The organism is Thermoflavimicrobium daqui (genome assembly GCF_003313465.1).
GTDB classification, from domain to species: domain Bacteria; phylum Bacillota; class Bacilli; order Thermoactinomycetales; family Thermoactinomycetaceae; genus Thermoflavimicrobium; species Thermoflavimicrobium daqui.
On record NZ_KZ845666.1, the window covers coordinates 375,675 to 396,411 of the forward strand.

Annotated in this window: 12 protein-coding genes; 1 reads left to right on the forward strand and 11 read right to left on the reverse strand. The window is 40.1% G+C overall.

The features are described from left to right. Positions 1-20: 20 nt before the first annotated feature. The 8 genes from nuoK to DL897_RS09860 are packed head-to-tail and all read right to left on the reverse strand — an operon-like array spanning position 21 to position 5,039. On the reverse strand, positions 21-326 hold the full coding sequence (gene nuoK / locus DL897_RS09825) for an NADH-quinone oxidoreductase subunit NuoK (protein WP_113658966.1): 306 nt from the start codon (positions 324-326) through the stop codon (positions 21-23). Beyond that, the gene (locus DL897_RS09830; protein ID WP_113658967.1) at positions 323-832 is read right to left on the reverse strand and encodes an NADH-quinone oxidoreductase subunit J; all 510 of its coding nucleotides are present in this window, start codon (positions 830-832) and stop codon (positions 323-325) included. The genes nuoK and DL897_RS09830 overlap by 4 nt, the downstream gene beginning before the upstream one ends. Continuing rightward, entirely contained in the window at positions 829-1,278 is a 450-nt protein-coding gene (nuoI, locus tag DL897_RS09835; RefSeq protein ID WP_113658968.1) for an NADH-quinone oxidoreductase subunit NuoI, read from the reverse strand. The genes DL897_RS09830 and nuoI overlap by 4 nt, the downstream gene beginning before the upstream one ends. A gap of 20 nt (positions 1,279-1,298) precedes the next feature. Continuing rightward, positions 1,299-2,276 carry an NADH-quinone oxidoreductase subunit NuoH gene (gene nuoH / locus DL897_RS09840; RefSeq protein WP_113658969.1) on the reverse strand — a complete coding sequence of 326 codons (978 nt, stop codon included), beginning with the start codon at positions 2,274-2,276 and terminating at the stop codon, positions 1,299-1,301. Next, complete coding sequence (locus DL897_RS09845; RefSeq protein WP_113658970.1) at positions 2,276-3,376, reverse strand: NADH-quinone oxidoreductase subunit D; 1,101 nt, start codon at positions 3,374-3,376, stop codon at positions 2,276-2,278. The genes nuoH and DL897_RS09845 overlap by 1 nt, the downstream gene beginning before the upstream one ends. A gap of 3 nt (positions 3,377-3,379) precedes the next feature. After that, positions 3,380-4,165, reverse strand: a complete 786-nt coding sequence (locus tag DL897_RS09850; protein WP_113658971.1) for an NADH-quinone oxidoreductase subunit C — start codon at positions 4,163-4,165, stop codon at positions 3,380-3,382. Beyond that, positions 4,162-4,680, reverse strand: coding sequence for a NuoB/complex I 20 kDa subunit family protein (locus DL897_RS09855; protein ID WP_113658972.1), 519 nt, complete (start codon positions 4,678-4,680; stop codon positions 4,162-4,164). The genes DL897_RS09850 and DL897_RS09855 overlap by 4 nt, the downstream gene beginning before the upstream one ends. Continuing rightward, the gene (locus DL897_RS09860) at positions 4,671-5,039 is read right to left on the reverse strand and encodes an NADH-quinone oxidoreductase subunit A (RefSeq protein ID WP_420824130.1); all 369 of its coding nucleotides are present in this window, start codon (positions 5,037-5,039) and stop codon (positions 4,671-4,673) included. Before DL897_RS09860 ends, DL897_RS09855 begins: the two co-directional genes overlap by 10 nt. A gap of 531 nt (positions 5,040-5,570) precedes the next feature. Between DL897_RS09860 and DL897_RS09865 the strand changes: the two genes are divergently transcribed. Beyond that, on the forward strand, positions 5,571-6,206 hold the full coding sequence (locus DL897_RS09865; RefSeq protein ID WP_113658974.1) for a hypothetical protein: 636 nt from the start codon (positions 5,571-5,573) through the stop codon (positions 6,204-6,206). Positions 6,207-6,295: 89 nt separating this feature from the next. On the opposite strand, the gene DL897_RS09870 is transcribed toward DL897_RS09865, so the two are convergent. The 3 genes from DL897_RS09870 to DL897_RS09880 all read right to left on the reverse strand — a co-directional run bounded on the left by DL897_RS09870 (position 6,296) and on the right by DL897_RS09880 (position 20,728). Continuing rightward, positions 6,296-6,700, reverse strand: coding sequence for a F0F1 ATP synthase subunit epsilon (locus DL897_RS09870; protein ID WP_113658975.1), 405 nt, complete (start codon positions 6,698-6,700; stop codon positions 6,296-6,298). A 170-nt stretch (positions 6,701-6,870) separates the two neighbouring features. Next, the gene (locus DL897_RS09875) at positions 6,871-11,025 is read right to left on the reverse strand and encodes a type I polyketide synthase (RefSeq protein WP_113658976.1); all 4,155 of its coding nucleotides are present in this window, start codon (positions 11,023-11,025) and stop codon (positions 6,871-6,873) included. A 4-nt stretch (positions 11,026-11,029) separates the two neighbouring features. After that, on the reverse strand, positions 11,030-20,728 hold the full coding sequence (locus tag DL897_RS09880; RefSeq protein WP_113658977.1) for a non-ribosomal peptide synthetase: 9,699 nt from the start codon (positions 20,726-20,728) through the stop codon (positions 11,030-11,032). Positions 20,729-20,737 lie beyond the last annotated feature (9 nt).

Sequence of the window (20,737 nt, forward strand, 5' to 3'; positions counted from 1 at the left end):
TCATCCATCCTTTTTTCAATTTATCCCTTCATCGAGTTATATTTATCCGCTTCAGCTGTTCCTTTGTTACGATACAATGCGAGTAGTATAGCAATTCCTACTGCTGCTTCTGCAGCGGCAATTGCAATAGTAAATAGCGTAAAAACTTGACCTGAAATATTGGGAACCATTCCATACTTAGCAAAAGCAACTAGATTGATATTTACCGCATTAAGCATTAATTCGATAGAAAAGAGTACCATCACGGCATTACGCTTTGTAATCACTCCATAAAGCCCAATGCAAAATAATATAGCAGCAAGGGCTAGGTAGGAGGTTAAATTCATTTACGTTTCTCCTCTCTTTTCGCCAAAACTGCAGCTCCAATCAGTGCTACCAACAGCAAAATCGAAGTAACTTCAAATGGAATCATGTACTGTTGAAAAATAGATTTTCCTAACATTTTCACTGAAAAATCAGTTACTGTTTCCTCCGAAGTGAAAAATGGGGACTGATAAATAATCCATAACACAACCGCAAAAAAGGCTCCCACACCAATTAAACTCCATAGCTTTTTGATATCAAAAGACGGAGGATTCTCTTCATCTTTATGTTTAGTCAACATAATGCCAAAAATCATCAAAATCGAAACCGCCCCTGTATAAATGAGAATCTGTGTTACTGCAAGAAAAGGGGCATCAAGCAAAATAAACACGCCCGCTATACTAAAAAAGGTAAAAGCCAAGGCCAGAGCCATGTGCATTACTCTTGTTAGATTCATCATAAAAACAGCTCCGCCAATAGCACTTACAGACAAGATAAAGAATGCAATAAGCTCTCCACTGATATTCATGCCTTACTCCCTCCGGGCTTCGGCTTCATCGACACATTATCTTGACGAATATTTTGGTCGTTTTCATGCAGCCAGTCGATGTTCTTAAATAGCTGATCCCGACTGTATGTCGCGAGTTCAAAGTTGTTAGTCATAATGATCGCTTCAGTTGGGCAAACTTCTGTGCACAAATCACATAAAATACAAATTTCGAAATTAATATCATAGGTATCGATAATCTTTCCTTTTTTACCTGGGTCTGGATGCTTCTTCCCAGTTAAGCTAATGCAATCAGTAGGGCAAATTCGCGCACATTGATTACAAACGATACATTTTTCAGGATCAAAATGCTGAATACCCCGAAAGCGATCCGGCATCTTCAAAGGTTCATGAGGATACTTATATGTGACTTTCGGTTTCGCCATATTTTTAAGAGTGATCCCCAATCCTTTTAGTAAGCCAAACATAGCTTTACACCTTCCAATCTTTAAAAGTAATGGCTAAGGAATGAAACTTCTTTCAATATTGCAGTAAGAAAAATATTAAAAATAGCCAAAGGTAAAAGTCCTTTCCAAGCAAATTCCATCAACTGATCCCCGCGAATTCGCGGCATTGTTGCACGAAGCCAAAACAGGAAAAACACAAATAGAGAAAATTTTAAGATGAACCAAATCAATGGTGGAATAAATGTTAAGCCAAAAGGGGCATCCCAGCCTCCTAAATACAAAATGGTAATTAAAGAAGCCATTCCAAAAATATAAGTGTATTCAGTTAGCATAAAAAAAGCGAATCGGAAACCAGTATATTCTGTGTGATATCCGGCAACCAGCTCTGACTCTGCTTCAGGTAAGTCAAAGGGGGTTCTATTTAGTTCAGCAATTGAAGCAATTAGAAACACTATAAAACCTAGAAATTGCGGGAATATAAACCACGCACCTGTTTGTTGTGCATGTACGATTTCTGTTAGATTTAGTGATCCTGCACTCATAATCACACCTACAACAGATAAAACCAACGGAATTTCATAACTAACCATTTGAGCAGCGGAACGCATACCTCCTAGTAAGGAATACTTGTTATTAGAGGCCCATCCGCCTAATAAAACTCCAATAATCGTAATACTAGAAATGGACATATAGTATAGTAGCCCTACAGCGATATCGGCAAACTTAATGCTTTCTGTAAAAGGGATCACTGCAATTACTGCAAAAGCTGGAATAAAAGCAAGGACGGGAGCGAGTTTAAATAAGCCAACATCCGCTTTTCTAGGAATGATATCTTCTTTAATTAGTAGTTTCAAAACATCAGCTACCGTTTGTAATAATCCCCATGGTCCTACTTGAGTTGGACCAACACGATTTTGAATCCAGCCAATCACTTTCCGTTCAAACAAAATTGCATAGGTAACAAATCCTAATACAAGAAAGAGCATAATCACTGGTCCTAAAATCACCCAGATATCCATCAACCATCCACCTCCCCTAACACAATATCAATCCCACCCAAAATCGCCACCAGGTTGGCAATATTTTGCCCCTTGAGCATCGTCGGTAAAATTTGCAAATTATAAAAAGAAGGTCGACGAAACTTTAGTCTCCAAGGTTTATCCTTACCTTTACTTACGATATGACAACCTAACTCCCCTCTTGGCGACTCGATCCCAACATATACTTCGCCTTCAGGGACACGTAAAACACGAGGCACTTTCGCCATGATTGCTCCACCTTCTGGAAATTGTTCAACTGCTTGATCCACAATCTGAAGTGCCTCATTTATCTCTTGCATTCGACATACGTACTTGTCATACAAATCCCCACGAGTTCCGACTGGCACTTCAAACTTAAAGCGGTCATAGATCGAGTAAGGTTGATGCTTACGTAGATCCCATTTCACTCCTGTACAGCGCAGATTTGCTCCTGATAAGCCATATGAAAGAGCAGTTTCATGTGAAACGATACCAATACCTTTGGTACGTTGTAAAAAAATTTCATTACCCATTATGAGCCCATGATACTCTTTCATTTTCTCACGCATGTACTCAACGAAGTTTTTAATTTTATCTAACCAACCTATAGGAGCATCCCACTTCACTCCACCTACACGCATATAGTTATAAGTAATTCTTGCCCCACACAATTCATTAAAGAGATCCAAAATCTTTTCACGATCACGAAAACAGTAAAGAAATGGGCTCATCGCTCCAATATCTAGTAAAGCTGTTCCTAACCAAACCAAATGACTTGCTACACGATTTAATTCCATAACAATGACACGTAAAAACTCCGCTCTCTCCGGAATCTCTATCCCCATTAACTTTTCGGTGGCATGACAAATAGCATAATTGTTCGTCATGGCAGACAAATAGTCCATCCGGTCTGTATAAGGAATAATCTGAGTGTAAGTAAGATCTTCCGCTAGCTTTTCTGTTCCTCGATGTAAATAGCCTATAACCGGTTCTGCCTCTTGAATAACTTCCCCATCAATTTTGACGACTAATCTTAATACTCCATGAGTACTCGGATGTTGGGGTCCTACATTTAAAATCATTTCTTCTGTTCTAAGCACCCCTTATACCTCCTTATCTAGTGGAACGTAATCTTTTCGCAAAGGATGACCGACCCAATGATCTGGCATAAGGATTCGTTCTAATTTGGGGTGATTTTCAAATTGAATTCCCAGTAAATCATAGATCTCACGTTCATTCCAATTTGCCGCTTCCCATATATGAGATAAAGATGGGACCTTCGCTCTATCCCGATCAGTCCGAACACGAAAACAAACTCGTTTTCTTCTACGCAAAGAGCATAGATGTATTACGACTTCCATATGCGTTTCATAATCAACCCCAGAGCAACTTTGCATATAGTTGAAGGAAAAGTCAGGGTGATCTCTCGCTAACTTAGCAACTTGTTCCCAAGCTTCTTTTTTGATGATCAATGTTGGTAAATGATCATTGGCTCGATTGATGAAAAACTCTTCAACTGCTTCGTTTCCAATTTTTTCACGAATGATTTTGACATATTGATTTAAAATAGGTTCTTCTGGCGAAGGAGGTAATGGTTCCTTTTCTTCCTTGGGCTTTGAGCGTGGTCTAGGAGTAGCAGCTGGCTTAGATTTCCCTGTAACAGAAGGTTGTGGCCCCTTGGGAGTTGGCTTTGGATCAACATTGGAAACCTGTTCTGAAGAAGGCTCTTTCTTATTTTCTTTAGGAGAATCATCTTGATCCTTATCTAGCTTCTTTTCTGCTTGTCTCTTATCTACTCCTTCATTGGCCACAGAGTTCTTACCTACTTGGTCCACTTCAGGGAGTCCAGTCTTCTCCTCCTGTGAAGCATTTTTCTCTTGCTCGCTCATTCATTAGTCACCTTCTTTCCTGTTCGAGCTTCATAACGAATCTTTTCTTGTAATTTATGAATCCCATAAATTAATGCAGCTGGGTTAGGTGGACAACCTGGAATATATACATCTACCGGAACAACTTGGTCTACTCCTTTAACCACAGCGTAAGACTTTACATAAGGGCCTCCTGCAGTCGCACAAGAACCCATCGCAATCACCCATTTAGGCTCGGGCATCTGATCATATAATCTTCTAAGTAATGGAGCCATTTTCTTCGTTACTGTTCCAGCTACAATCATGACATCAGATTGACGAGGTGAAGCGCGAAAAATCACACCAAACCGATCCAAATCATAATGAGCACCACCTGTACCCATCATTTCAATCGCACAACAAGCCAAACCAAAGGTCAAAGGCCACATCGAGTTACTACGTGCCCACGCTTTGATTTTTTCTAAATTCGTCGTCAAGATATTTCTCTTTATTTGCTCTTGTTCAAAGGGGGTGATGTTTTCGAAATTTATTTCCATTCTAGCACCTTCTTCTTCCAAGCGTAAATCAGACCTATTAGTAAGAAAACCACGAATATCGTCATCTCAACTAAGATAAAAAGGCCCATCTCTGAACGTAAAACATCATAAGTTACAGCCCATGGATATAAAAAAATGGTTTCTACATCAAAAATAACGAAAAGTAAAGCAAATAGATAATAGCGAACATTAAATTGAACCCAACTTTCTCCAATCGGATCTACTCCACTTTCATAGGTAATCTCCTTCTCTGGCAAAGGTCGATGGGGTCGAAGTAATCTTCCCAGTGTTAAAGCAACAACTGGCAAACCAATCCCCAAAATAATAAAAACCAGTATGAAGAGATAATCCTTTTCCACGTAAATCATCCTTCCCTTCATAGACCATGCTACAATTATCGCTTAAAAAGATAGGCGAAGCACTTATTGGACAACTTCTGCATACAGGTTGGTTGAAAGCGTTAACAAAAAGAGGAATCAACTTGTCACAAAATAAACTCATAACTTTCAACAGATTGTAATGATTATAACAAAAGGCCCTTATTGTGTCTAACGAAGAAAGTGATTATAAACATAAAGGTAAAGGGATATTCTCTTATTAAGAGACAGAAAGTACTTTTTACTTAATATTTTTATCAAATCTAAATCTAATTATCATTCAATATCTGAATATATTTTTATCAATAATAAATTAACATGGAGAAATATCAACAACTAGTGACTAAGGAATTACTATCTAATTTTTATTTTTACATTTTTCGTTATTATATATATTTTTGTAATATAATTTGAATTTTTGTTATATTTTTTAATTATACGACGAAAATCGAATCACAAGAGCACGATATAAATGGCATTAATTCCATTTATTAGAACAGAGGAGAGTTCTTAATGAAAAAAATGCTTACAGTCACTTTTAGTATATTCCTATTAGTAGGTTGTCAATCTATGGTAGATGAAACAGATGAAAAGAAAGAAATACCTGTCTACAAAGAAACAAATGACATCAATTATGTTAGAGATCTACCTACTATGATAGAAAAAACCACTAATATAGTAGAAGGAGAATTTATAAGGGAAGAAAAGCGAGATAAGGAGACAAAATTTTTTACCTTTAAGGTAAATGAAGTATATAAAGGATTTACCGAAAAATATATCAAAATAGGGATTCCTTATCAACGAGAGATAACTGAATTAAAAGATGAACATGGTGCTCCTTTAACCCTCTTTATACCATTATCACAATTTATTCAACCGGAATTGGGTAAAAAAACTATTCTCTTTTTATCACAAAAAGATAAGCATACCCATACGTATAGTTTAGAAATTCATCCTTATCACATTGTCTTTGATCAAAATGATATAGCGACTTTAAAAAAGCCTAAACATAAGTCAAAACGAATCGTTATGGCTTCTGATAACAAAACAAAATATTATATCGAATCAGAAGGTTATCCTGAAGATAATGACTTAATTACTGGAAAATCTTATAGTAGAATTGTAAAAATAATAAGGAAATACAACTAAGAAGTCGATGGACGAAATTCCCTTATATAGTCATTTACAATTAACTTCTAAGATAAAGAAAAGGCACTCTCTGAAAGAGTACCTTTTCTTTATCTTTTAGGGCTTTTTTTAACTACTTCTAACCGATTTATTGCACGCTTTAAAGCACGCTCGGCTCGTGCAATATCTCCTTCACTTCTTGCAATACGCTCTTCTGCTCTCTCTTTTGCTTTTTCCGCACGTTCGACATCGATTTCACCAGGTAATTCGGCACCTTGTGCTAAAATGGTAACTTTATCGGGTCGTACTTCGATAAAACCACCACTAATCGCTATTTGCTCTTCTTGTCCATCTTTTTGCACACGAACCGAAGTAATTTGTAATGGGCTAACAAGCGGAGCATGATGAGGTAAAATTCCGATATCCCCATTAGCAGCTCTTGTTATTACCATATCTACTTGCTCTGAATAGACAATTTTCTCTGGTGTCACAATGTCCAGTTGCATCTTACTCATATGGACATCACCCTTTTTTAGGTATATTTAGAATGAGATATTTTGAATTAGCATACTTAACCCAGCAGAGATAAACAAATTCCTATCCATCACGTAACTAAATTTCCTCCCTAGGTTAACCTATGAATATTTTAATGTCAATATACCTTTCATTTTTGGTGATTATTTTCCTATTCTTCTATCTGAGAAGGTAGGTAGTTCAACAGCTTCAAATAGTCGATATAATTCATGATTAGCTTTTTACTCATCGGTTCACATCGAACATGACCATTCATTGAGTCATATGCCTTTTGGTCTGAAAAGTGATTAATGGGGCTGACCGAATCCAAACTTCGAAACATTGGAATAAAAGCACCTAAAGAGGTTTGTAAAACCTTAGATGGTTCAGAAATGATTTTTTGTGCCCATTCTTCCAAGGGCATCATCTTAATCGGATAACCTATTTCTTGAATCCATGAAAATAATTGTTTCCAAGTGATCCTTGTTCTATTGACATAATGAAAAGCCTGATTGAAATGTTCAGGACACTGCGCCAAATGAACCATTCCACCTGCAACATAATCAATAGGTGCAAGATCTAGCATCTGGTCTGATTCAGGAGCACATCCCAACTGAATACATCCTACAATAAGGTTCCACATAAAGTCTTGTTGATTAAGTATTCCAGTTTGACTATCTCCACCAATCATTCCAGGTCGATGGATCGTTACAGGTAAACCTCTTTCAGATGCAGTAACAACAAGTTGTTCCGAAACCCACTTGCTTTGACCATATCCCAATTGTAGTCCTTCAGGGTGGGGAACAGAGAAAACCTCTAGTCCATTTTCTGTAGCTTTATAAGCTTCATTACTAAATACAGCAAGGGTAGACATGAGATGAAGTGGCTTAAGGCGTTTGGTACTTGCAAACCGGATCATTTGTTCCGTCCCCTTAACAGTCACTTCACGCATCCATTGATAAGGTAATGTATAGCTTACTTTCGCAGCAATATGAAATACAGTATCAATCCGTGTTAAAAGTTCATTGTAAACAGAATCCAACAACCCTAGATTAGGTTGCGTTAAATCACCTAATACACAGCGAATCCTTCCTTTTTCTATATACGGATGCAGCATCGAGCCCGCTTTCGATTGGTAAATTTTCTGCATGGCTTCCTTGGTTGTTGCAGCTCGTATAATACAGGTTACCTGTGCATTTGTTTGTTCCATGATTTCTTTTAATACAAAACTACCTACAAATCCTGTTGCACCTGTCAATAGGACTTCCTGAAAAGGAACTTGCCCTTCACCTTGAACAGGAATAATATCAGCTGGCAACAAAGAATCTTGTACAAAATCAACTGTTTTCGTATCTGGTTGTTGTTTCTCGTTCATTTTTCGTAACACTGCTGCTAGTTTACGTACTTTTGTATTTTCAAAAAACATACGTAGGGGAATCTGTTTCCCTAATCTTTGTTCGAGTCCAATTAATACTTCCGGCACTAGTAGCGAAGTACCACCTAACTCAAAAAAATCGTCAGTTGCTTTTACATCTTCTATCCCCAATACATGGGCAATTTGCTGTGCCACAAGCTTTTCGTATTCGTCCTCTTCTTCTAATGATTTTTTTTCATTCGTTGTTACTAAATGAGGTTGATCTTTTCCTTCAATGTGCGTACGGGTAGGATAAGGGGATGGAGATAACTTAGAATCTATCCAATAATGTTGTCTTTCAAAAGCATAAGTGGGTAGAGATATACGAACCCCATCCTCATAAGTAAACAGTTTCTGAAACCGAATCACTTCTCCCCGTTCCCATAACTTTCCGATAGAAGATAGCAATCCTTCTATCTCAGATACCTCCTGATTAGACCAGCCCATTGTTGTAACGATATTCATCTCAACGCGATGAACTGCTTTTTGTCGAAAGGCTAGTCTTCCTAATGTATCTCCTGGCCCTATTTCTAATAAAATTGCTTGTTTATTCATTAATTTATCCAGTCCTAGACGGACAGGTGACCTCACCTGTTTAGCCCAATATTCAGGATCTGTAGCCTGATCTGAAGTAATCCAGTCTCCTGTGACATTGGATATAAACGGAATTTTCGGCGAGTGAAAACGAATGTGTTGAATGGCTTCTTTGAATTGGTCAGCTGCTGGTTCCATCATCATGGAATGGAATGCATGAGACGTATTTAAACGGCGAAAACGGACTTTGCGAATCACTAACTTTTGTTCCAGCTGTTCAATGGCTGGGATAGGTCCACCGACAACAACTTGGTTAGATCCTAAAATACCGGTAAGGGATATTTCTTCAGACAACCATTCTTGTACATCATGAGAAGATAAATTTAGTGCAAGCATTGCTCCTTTGGGTTGGGTAGCCATTGCTTCAGCTCGTGCAACTATCACTTGAAGAGCTGTTTTAAGATCGACAACCCCAGCCAAACAAGCAGCAACCCATTCTCCCAAACTATGTCCCAACAATCCTGTAGGTTGGATTCCTAGTTCAAGGAAGACTTGTGCTAGAGAATATTCCACTACAAATAAACCAATCTGTGTCCACCTAGTATCGTTTAGTTTTGCAAATGCTTCTTTTTGGAACAAGACTTCGCGAATATCTGCGTCAATTAACGAGAGTAGATAATGTGCACACTCGTCAACTGCTTTTCGGAATGTGGGTACAGATTGATAGAGATTTTTTCCCATTGTTTCATATTGAGCTCCCTGACCTGGAAAAAGGAAATACACCTGAGGAGAACTCCATGATTTATCAAGGGAATCACCTTGTTTCTCGCGCAAGCAGTGAATAGCTTCGTCTACAGAATTAGCAGTCACAAAGGTACGATATTCAAATGCTTTACGACCAATCTGTAAAGTATGTGCTACATCAGCCAAATGTACTTGGGGATTTTTCTCCAGATAATCGACCAGACGCTCGATTTGTCTATGTACAACGGAAGCAGAACGCCCAGATAATAACAACAATTGGGACGGAGAAGGATTGATATTTCTTTTACGATTGGTGCTTGGTGCTTCTTCAACAATCACATGAGCATTGGTTCCCCCAATGCCAAATGAACTTACCCCAGCCCGATACACATCTCCGTTTGTTTTCCATGGCTCTAGCTTATTATTCACACGAAATGGACTAGTTTCTAAATGTAACTCTGGATTGGGACGTTTAAAATGCAATGTCGGTGGCAACTGTTTATGTTCCAAAGCCAATACAGTCTTAATCAAGCCTACAACTCCAGCAGCGGCATCTAAATGTCCAATATTCCCCTTTACTGAACCTAATGTGCAATACCCGACTTGCTCTGTACGTTCTCGAAATGCTTGAGTCAGAGCAGCAACTTCAATTGGATCACCCATCGGTGTGGCTGTTCCATGCGCTTCCACATAGGTAATGGTATCTGGTTCCACATTGGCTATTTCCTGAGCCATTGCAATCACTTCAGCCTGACCTGAGACACTGGGTGAAGTATATCCTACCTTCCTACTCCCATCATTATTAATGGCTGAACCTAGAATCACTGCCCGGATTGGATCTTGATCCAAAATCGCATCACGAAGCCGTTTTAGTACTACTATGCCTGCACCACTTCCGCCGACTGTCCCTTTCGCTTGAATATCAAAAGGGCGACAGTGTCCATCTGGTGACAAAATGCCTCCTTCTCGGTAATAATAACCAATGCCATGTGGTAAATTAATGGTTACTCCTCCAGCAAGTGCTACATCACATTCATATGATAAAAGACTTTGACACGCTGTGTGTACAGCAACAAGAGAAGTCGAACAAGCCGTTCCAATCAATACACTGGGACCATGAAGATTAAGACGATACGAAATTTGTGTTGTAAGGAAATCCTTATCATTCAGTAGACGTATAGACATTGGCCCTACAGCATGAGCTATCTCCGGATTTGAAGCTAAATTTAATAAAATATAATTATTCATGCCAACTCCACCAAAAACACCAATGGATTGATTGGTTGTATCTGGAACAATGGCTGCACTTTCTAGGGCTTCCCATGCACACTCAAAAAATAAACGTTGTTGTGGGTCGAGTACTTGGGCTTCACGCGGGGTGAAGCCAAAAAACCCCGCGTCAAAGCCAGTAATATTTGTCGGTGCCGCTAAAACTTTTACATAGTCTGGATGGTTTAGTTCATCTTCTTTGATACCTCTACGCAAAAGTTCTTCATCAGAAATCTGTCGAATACTTTCAATTCCATTTTTTAAATTACACCAAAATTGGTCAATATTTTCGGCTCCAGGAAAACGTCCACTCATGCCTATAATGGCGATCGCTGTTTCATTGATATCCTCCATGCGCGTGTCCATCCTTTTACCTCCTTCTTCCCCGAGCTCGTCTAGCAGCAGCAGCACGTTCTCTAGCTGACTTTAGTGTCTTCTCTTCTCTACCTTGCTCTAGATACTTTGCAAGACTATGGATCGTTGGATATTGGAAAAGATCTGCTAGAGCAATGGTATGCTCCAACCATTCTTCTATCCTAGTTCGAACACGCACTAAGCGTAGTGAACTACCACCTAATTCAAAGAAATTATCGTTTGCTCCTACTTCATCTAAATCGAGAATCTCACACCAAATCGCTGCAAGTTTTCGTTCCATTTCAGTTTCAGGTGCAATATATTCTGTACGGAGCATGGGTCTAGCCGTGGCAGGAATGGGAAGAGCTTGTCTGTTCACTTTTCCACTTGGTGTTAACGGTAGCTTGTCAATGGTCAAAATAGTTGAAGGCACCATGTATTGTGGCAATCGTGTGATAAGGTATTCTCGTATAGCATAAGTATCTAATGTCGCATGAGGCTGAGGTACAACATAACCAACCATAAACTTCTCACCACTTGTATCACGATGAACACCTATCACAGCTTGCGCTACCATCGGATATTCTGCTAACTGGGATTCGATCTCACCTAACTCAATCCGATAACCACTAATTTTGACTTGATCATCCCGTCGACCCATAAACTCGATCGTCCCATCATTTCTCCATCGACCTAGATCACCAGTCCGATATAATTTTCGAGTCGGATCAGATGGATCCGTAATAAAGCGCTCCGCTGTTAAGTCTGGATTGTCAAGGTAACGTAGGGCTAAACAATCTCCCCCAATCACAATTTCCCCAATGCTTCCTTTAGGTACCGATTGTAATGTCTGATCAACTAAATAAATATGAACATTAGCAATCGGACGTCCAATTACTGGAAAACGAGGCCATTTCTCTGGATCTTGATCCAATCGATAAGCTGTTACGACATGGCTTTCGGTAGGACCATATTGGTTTTCCAAAATACATTCTGGGCACTTCTTAAACATTTCTACAATGCTTGATGTTATTTCAAGTGCTTCTCCCGCTACATACACCTCACGTAACGCTGGGAAGCTTACTTGCCGTTGAATCGCTTCTTCTGCTAATTGTCGAAGAGCCACAGGTGGGGCATACATTTTGTTGATGTTTTCCTTTTGTAAGGTCTTAACCAATTCATATGGGTCCTGACGTACTTGTTGACTAGGTATAAACAATGTATCACCAGCTATAAAGGTTCCGAGTATCTCTTGTAATGAAACATCAAAGCCAAGTGATGAATATTGTAGAACAGTCATCGGCTCATGCGTTGTTCTTCGCTGATTTTGCCATGTTAATAAGTTCGTAAGCGTACGATGCGGAACTTCTACACCTTTGGGTTGACCTGTCGAACCGGACGTATAGATGATATAAGCAGGTGTATTCCCATCCACTTTTCGCTCGAGTGGAGTTTTAGGTTCATCCATATACTCCTCAAACGCAAGGTTATTTAGTGTAGTATGAACACTTGCATTCTCTTTAATAAATGCCAGTCGATTCTCTGGATAGTCTGGATCTAACGGAATATAAGCAGCACCTGTTTTCATAACCCCTAGCATCGATACGATGGATTCAATCGAACGATACATATAAACCGCAACACGATCTTGCGGGCGAATTCCTTTTTGAATCAGTGCATGAGCAATCTGATTAGAACGTTCTTCTAACTCTAAGTATGTCAAAGCACGAGATTCATCTTTTAACGCAATCGCCATCGGTTTTTTCTCTACTTGTTGTCGGATGAGCTCATGTACTCCACAAACTGGATATGATAAGTTCTCCCCTTTGGTAAATTGTTGTAGCTCTAATCGCTCCTCTTTGTCTAACATCGAGGCATCTTCTATCAGTTGATACGGATTTTGAAGTAATTCCTGTAACAATGTAAGGAAATGGTTAACAATCCGTTCCCCTGTTTCTTTAGTAAATAAATCTTCACTGATAATCAACATTCCCTCTAATTGCTGATCGGATCGAATAAAGTGTATCTCCATATCAAACCGTGTTGTTTGTACGCCTGCATCGAAAGGTTTTAATTCTTTATTATCCATCTTTAATACCTGTTGAGGCATATTTTGCACGGCAAATAAAATTTGGAACAACGGATTACGAGAAAGGTCACGTTTGGGCTGTAGCTCCTGGACTAGCAACTCAAAAGGAACATCTTGATGCGCATAAGCAGAAAGAGTCTGCTCTTTGACTGCATGAACTAAATCGACAAATGTGAAATTAGACTGAATATGTGTCCGCATCACTAAACTATTTACAAAAAAGCCGATTAAGTCTTCTACTTCACTTCGTGTGCGATTCGCTATGGGTGTCCCAACCACTACATCCTGACTACCACTATACTTAGACAGCAAAAGCTGGAATGCACTTAATAATGTCATAAATGATGTGGCATCTTGCCCTTTTCCAAAATCCTCAAGTTTTTGAGTTAGCTCCTTACCTAAAGCAAATTCAATCGCTCGACCACGGAAAGAACTACGTGCAGGTCTCGGATAGTCTGTAGGAAGATCCAGTTGAGTTAATCCATCAAGATGCTCTTTCCAATAAGCAAGCTGCCGCTCTCGTTCACCTTGATCCAACCATTTTCGTTGCCATTCAGCAAAATCGGTATATTGAATAGAAAGAGGGCGTAATTTACTCTCTTCATGAACCAAACTAGCATCATAAAATGTTTGTAGTTCTCGATAAAGTACACCAATCGACCAGCCATCTGAAATTACATGGTGCATGGTAATCAACAGGATATCTCCAAAGCTCTTAGTACGAACAACTCGAACCCGCATAAGTGGTCCTCTTGCTAAATCAAATAGCGCAACTGCTTCTTCACGAGCAAGCTGGCGTGCCTCTTCTAATTGCTTTTCTTCTGGTCTATGAGAGAGATCGATCAAATCAACTGATATCTTCATGGATGGATGAACTTGTTGAATAGGGATTCCCCCCTGATCCATGAAGGTAGTACGTAGAGTTTCGTGTCGGTGAACCAGACTGTCTATTGCTTGTTGAAGAGCATGGATATTTAATTGCCCGTCATAAATCATTGCACTCGGCACGTTATAGGCTGCTGATTTTGATTCCAACTGATCTAAGAACCACAGACGCTGTTGAGCAAAGGACATCCGTGCAGGTCCCAGTGATGTATCTCGTTTGGGAATACGATTTTGCTCCTGTTTTATTACTTGATTTTTAAATGTATTAATCTTTGCAGCAATGCCTTGTACTGTTGGGCTATCAAACACCTCACGAAGTGGTAGTTCTATACCAAATTGATCTCGAATACGTGAAACGAGCTGAGTAGCCATTAATGAATGACCACCAAGTTCAAAGAATCCCTCATCAATGCTTACGTTCTGAACCCCTAGAAGATCACTAAACATTGATGTAAGCTTCCGTTCTTCAGCAGTTCTGGGAGCAGTATATTTCTTACGATCCGTTTGTTTTTCCAAGTCAGGAGTTGGAAGCTTAGCACGATCCACTTTACCCGTAGGTGAAATGGGTAATTGATCAAGAACGACCACATCTGTCGGAACCATAAAGGATGGAACTTCTTCCCGCAAGTAAGAACGTAGTTCAGCCGTCAGCTGGTTATGATCGCTTTCTCTCATTGGATTGTTGGCAAATACTTCCGGCCATTTTTCTATAGGACGAATCGGTACTATCCAATTCGAATCAGATGCTATCATTCTTTGGCTCAGTAAAACTACATCAAAGGAACCATCTTGGTGATGATGTCGCCAATCCAGATAAGCTCGATATCCATAACGATCAGCTATCTCATAGAAGCTTTCTGGATGAACTCCCCATTTATCCATAGACTCCAACTTTGTACGTAATTCCCCAACAGTCTGAACACCTGTCAGAGCTTTCCCTGAAGCGACAAACCAGTCAGATAGCACACGCACATTGGGTACATTTGCTAAACATACTCTTTCTGGTTGAATTTCTTTAATCCATTTCTCAAAAGATTCGAGCGTCCAATCTTCTTCTTCCCAGTTGATAAATGTATCTGAATTACGTTTCACTTTTGAACCTATATATATTTCAACATCATAGCGATAACGAACCATTTCGTTTGCATAGTAAGATCGCTTTGGTAAAACGTTGATATAAGCAACTTCGGGACATTCTTGTTCAAGCTTAGAGAAGAAGGCTGGGTGAATGATTAATTCTTCTTCACGGATAAGCCTTGATTTTATATCACTTTGGAGCTGCTCTACGGACATATCGTCTGCAGAATTAGCTAATGTTACACCTGATACGAAGGAATGGTGTAATGGATAGCTTCGTAAGTCACCGATGAAAACTTTCCCACCTGGTTTAACCTGCTTTATCACTTCTTTAAGGACATTTTCAAGATAAGAAAGATCTGGGAAGTATTGAACGACTGAGTTTAAAATCACAGTGTCAAAGGTATGATCACGAATCGTTTGCAAGTCATGAGCAGGTGCATGTAGCAATGAAACATTTCCTTTTGGTAAATAGGTAGGCATCGTTTTCTTTAAATTTGTGATGGCAACCTTGGATATGTCTGTACCCACATAATTTTCTGTATCTGGAGCAAGGCGGAACATTAAAAGTCCTGTACCACATCCAATTTCCAGTACATGTTTTCCACTTTGAGAACCAATTCGAGAAATCGTATCATCAACCCATTGATTCATTTCCTTTGAATCGATCAGTTTTCCAGTATAGCTACTGACCCAACCTGTAATATCAAAGGTAGTATGGAGGTTTCCATCTGCTGTACGATATTCTTCGTCAAATACTCCTTGCCACGCCTCAACATGACTACTAAAGAATCCTTGTTCTTTTTCTTTAACCACATAGGCTACCAGACGATCATTTCCTTTTATTCCACCAAGTGAACGTTTTACATCAACCACCGCATGGGCAACCGCTTGATGCCGAGCTAAGGCTGCTTCAATTTCACCAAGCTCAATCCGGAATCCGCGTAATTTTACCTGATGATCAGACCGCCCTAAATATTCAATCGTTCCATCGTTTCTAAAACGGCAAATGTCCCCTGTTCGATATGCACGATCATTAGGCCCATCTTTTACAGGTTGCATGATAAACTTCTCATTAGTTAACTCCGAACGATTCCAATATCCGAGTGCTAAGCCATCGCCAGCAATATATAACTCACCAGGTACACCAATTGGAACCAGTTGCTTATGTTCATCAACGAGATATACACGTGTATTCCCTAACGGCTTGCCAATCGGAATCGAGCGAACTTTCTCTGGTAGTGTTCGTTTGATAGGATAACAACATGTAAATGTCGTTCCCTCAGTCGGACCATATCCGTTAATCAATTGTGTTTGTGGCAGAAGCTCTAGTGCTTGTCGAATATGAGGAACAGACAAAGCCTCTCCACCTACTAGCAAATAAGAGACCGTTTCTAATGTTTGTGGATGTTCATCGATAATCGTATTAAATAAAGTGGATGTTAGCCACATACACGAAATACGATACTCACGAATCACTTGTTTTAAACCATGAACATCTGGAGCTCGGTGAGGATAGACTATCAGCGTCCCTCCATGTAATAGAGCTCCCCATATCTCGAAAGTAGAAGCATCGAATGCTGTTGGAGCTAGCATGAGTATACGTTGCTTAGGGCCAAAAGGTACAAAATCATTACCATAGACCAGTCGTATAATCGCTCGATGTGGAACTGCTACCCCTTTAGGATGACCTGTAGACCCTGAAGTGTACATAATGTAAGCCGGATCTGTTGCTTTCACATCTGGAGCTTCAAAAAACCCATTTGGAATATCTGATAAATCATCGACCTGTACTTTTCGTACATCTGTTGAAATAAAATCCGCTTCCGCCTTTGTTCTTTGATCTATCATTAATACGCTAATATTCGCATCTTCAATCATGTATCTGATACGTGATTTTGGATAAGTCGGATCTAGTGGAACATAAACGGCTCCTACTGACAAAATCGCCAACTGGGCTGCGACAAGATCAGCTGAGCGTCGCATAAACAGCCCTACTCGTTCATATGGCTTCACTCCTGTAGATAGCAGTTGCTCTCTAATAGCAGCAACACGCCTATGAAGCTGCTGATAAGTCCATGTGCGATCGCCATCAATGATTGCAACATCATCTGCTCGAGTACGTACTTGCTCTTCAAATAAGCTGTGAACCGTTTTGTCTCTAGGATATAACCGATGGGTATCATTAAAATCATAAAGCAATTGATAACGTTCATCCGATGAAAGAATGGGACATTCTGATATTCGGGTTGTTGGATGGGTAATGATCCATTCTAATAGCTGTCGATAATGGCCAATAAAACGTTTGATTGTTTCATGTTCAAAGAGATCTCGACTATAAACAAGCATCCCTTCTAATCCTTGCTTTGTTGTTACGAAATGCATTTCCATATCAAATCGGGTTGTAAGTGTTTCTACTTCTAAAGGTTTTACTTGTAATCCTTGCATTTTCAGATCTTCATAAGGAGCATTTTGTACCGCAAACATGATCTGGAATAGTGGATTCCGACTAAGATCACGTTCAGGAAGAAGCATTTCTACCAATTTTTCAAATGGCAGATCTTGATGACCATAAGCTGCGATGGTATGTTCACGTACTTGCTCTAGTAAATCTTCAAAGCGCGGATCACCTTCCGTGTTTACTCTAATCACTAAGGTATTGACAAAGAAACCAATCAAATCTTCTAATTCCACTCTCGTTCGGTTAGCGATGGGAGTACCAACAGCTAAATCATCCTGTCCTGTATAACGCCGAAGGAGTGCAAAGAACGAGGATAAAAGTACCATATAAGGAGTAACTCCACGCTCATGACAGAATATATCTAGCTTTTCAGTAAAGTCTTTGCTAAATGTAAACGAAATGGCATTCCCTGTAAAGCTAGGTACAGCAGGACGTGCAAAGTCGGTAGGTATTTCTACCGGGTTAATTCCTTCCAAATAGTTCTGCCAATATTCCATTTGACGCTCTAATTCATCACCTGTTAGCCACTTTCTCTGCCAAGTAGCAAAATCGACATATTGAATCTCTAATGGCTTTAAATTGGGCTCTTTCCCTTCACATTGGGCAGAGTACAATTGACTCAGCTCACGATGGAATACCCCTACTGACCATCCATCCGAAATAATATGATGTGTGGTGGCTAACAGTACATGTTGCTCCTTTGTCAAGCGTAGTATGGATGCGCGAACTAGTGGTCCTTTCTGTAAGTCAAACGGGCGGAGCGCTTCTTCTCGTGCATATCGTTGTACTTCTCTTTCACGTTGAGAAGGTTGTAAATGACTAATATCTATGACATCTACTGAAATCGGCATTGATTCTGCAATCATTTGAACAGGCTGACCATTCACTTTACCAAAAGTAGTTCGAAGTGTTTCATGTCGATCTATCAAGTCTTGTAAGGCTTGCTTTAATGCCTTGATATTGAGAGATCCTGATAAAACAATAGCACTAGCGACATTGTAAAAAGGATTATCAGGGATTAACTGATCTAATACCCAAATCCGCTGTTGAGCGAATGACGCTGGCAGTATTTCATTTCGTTCGATTCGTTTTAGTTCAGGCGTTTCATCTACTGCTAAATCTTTCTGAGTTTCAACAATAATTTCCTTAAGAGTTGAAATTGTTCCCTTCTCAAATAAAGTTTGTAAGGATAGCTCAATGCCCCAAATTTCCCGAATTCGTGAAATAAGCCTTGTTGCCATTAGGGAGTGTCCACCTAATTCAAAGAAATTGTCTTCAATACCAATAGGAGATACTCCTAACAAATCACTCCATACAGTAACTAATTGCGCTTCAATACTATCGCGTGGAGCTACATAGTTCGCTCCGCTTCCATGATCATTCAATTTGGGTTCGGGTAGCGCTTTTCGATCTACCTTTCCATTTGGTGTGAGTGGTAATGCATCTAATATGACAAAGGCGGCTGGTATCATACTTTCAGGGACTCGATCTTGTAGATAGCGTCTAAGCTCTGTTACAGATAGTACTGGTTTGGAACGAACAGGGAGATTGGCTAGTGGCTCATTTCGCTCGATCTGAATGCCTGGCCAAGCAATATCAGGTAACTGGGCTCCTTGCTTCGTAAAGACCACATCAAAGCTTCCATCTGAATATCCACTCGCCCAGCTCAGTTCGACTTGGTATCCTAATTCATCAGCTAGCTCCCACAGCTTTTCAGGATCCATCCCTACTTTTCGTTCATCACGAAGTTGCTTTTCTAGCTCACTAACTGTTTCATCAGTAGCTTCTGCTAGCTTCTGTAAAAAGAGATGATCTTCGACGAGTCTGGCATTGGCTACTTGCTGTAGACAAAGGCGATCAGGTGCTGCTGTTGCTAACTGTTGGCGAATCGTCGCCAATGATAGATCAGAGCCTTGCATCCATTCGTTCACTTCTTGAGTAGTAGATGAACCGACTTGTAAGATCGCATCATAACGGAATCGGGTTAATTCATTCCAGTCTTTTCCCCGTTTAAGTAATACCGTACTCGATCCGAGTGCAGGAATTTCTTGGGTTAATTGATGGAAGAAACGTGGATCGATCAATAGTTCTTCTTCCCGACGTACATTCGCACGCACCACTTCGTATAAGTTTTTCGATGATTCGTTTCCTGTGCTTCGATAACGTTGAACGGATGCATGTTGTAAACCTAATAAACCATGGTGACGTACATCCCCGACAAAGATATGTCCTCCTGGGCAAAGCGCTTCTGTAGCGACACGCAATACCTTTTTCAAATAATCTGCATCAGGGAAATACTGAATGACTGAGTTAATAATGACTGTATCAAAGCTTCCTTGCGGAACCCAGTCTAGTTGATCCGCACGGCTAACATGTAGCTCAATACTTTGATCCAAACGCTCCTGCCATGTCGGGGTTTGGCATAGAACATTTCGGATGTGATCGATAGCCACTTTGGAAAAGTCTGTTCCAACATAATGCTCACAATCATCAATCAAACGGAAAAGTAACAGCCCTGTTCCCGAACCAATCTCCAAGATCCGCCGAGGTTTAAGCCCTTTAATCCGAGATACGGTTTCTTCTACCCATTCCCGCATTTGTGCTGGAGATAAGGATTCGCCTGTGTAACTACTATTCCACCCTACAATGTGGAAGGTAGGATCTAATGCAGGTGATTCATATGTTTCATCAAATAACTGTTGCCAATCCGACACATGGTGAGTCACTTCGGTTTGATTTTCTGCTTGTTCTTCAGGTACCACATAGGCGACCAACTGAGTTTCTCCTCGATGTTCACGTGCTACTACCGCCGTGGAGGAAACAGTAGGATGTTGTGCAAGGACTGCTTCAACTTCTCCGGGTTCAATCCGAATTCCCCGAACTTTGACCTGATCATCATTGCGTCCTCCAAACTCTAGACGTCCATCTGATAAGTAGCGAACTCGGTCTCCGGTACGGAATAATCGTCCTTCTCCCCATGGATTTGGAATAAATCGTTCCCGCTCTAATTCAGGACGATTCCAATAGCTTGCAAGCCCAGCTCCTCCTACATATAGCTCTCCCCATACACCGATTGGGGCTAACTGGTTATACGAATCCAATACATAGGCTTGGACATGATGAATCGGTCGACCAATACTTGGATTTCCAAGACCAAAAGTTTCACACTCTTCGCTTTCGACCTCTCCCGATGTGGAGACCACCGTATTCTC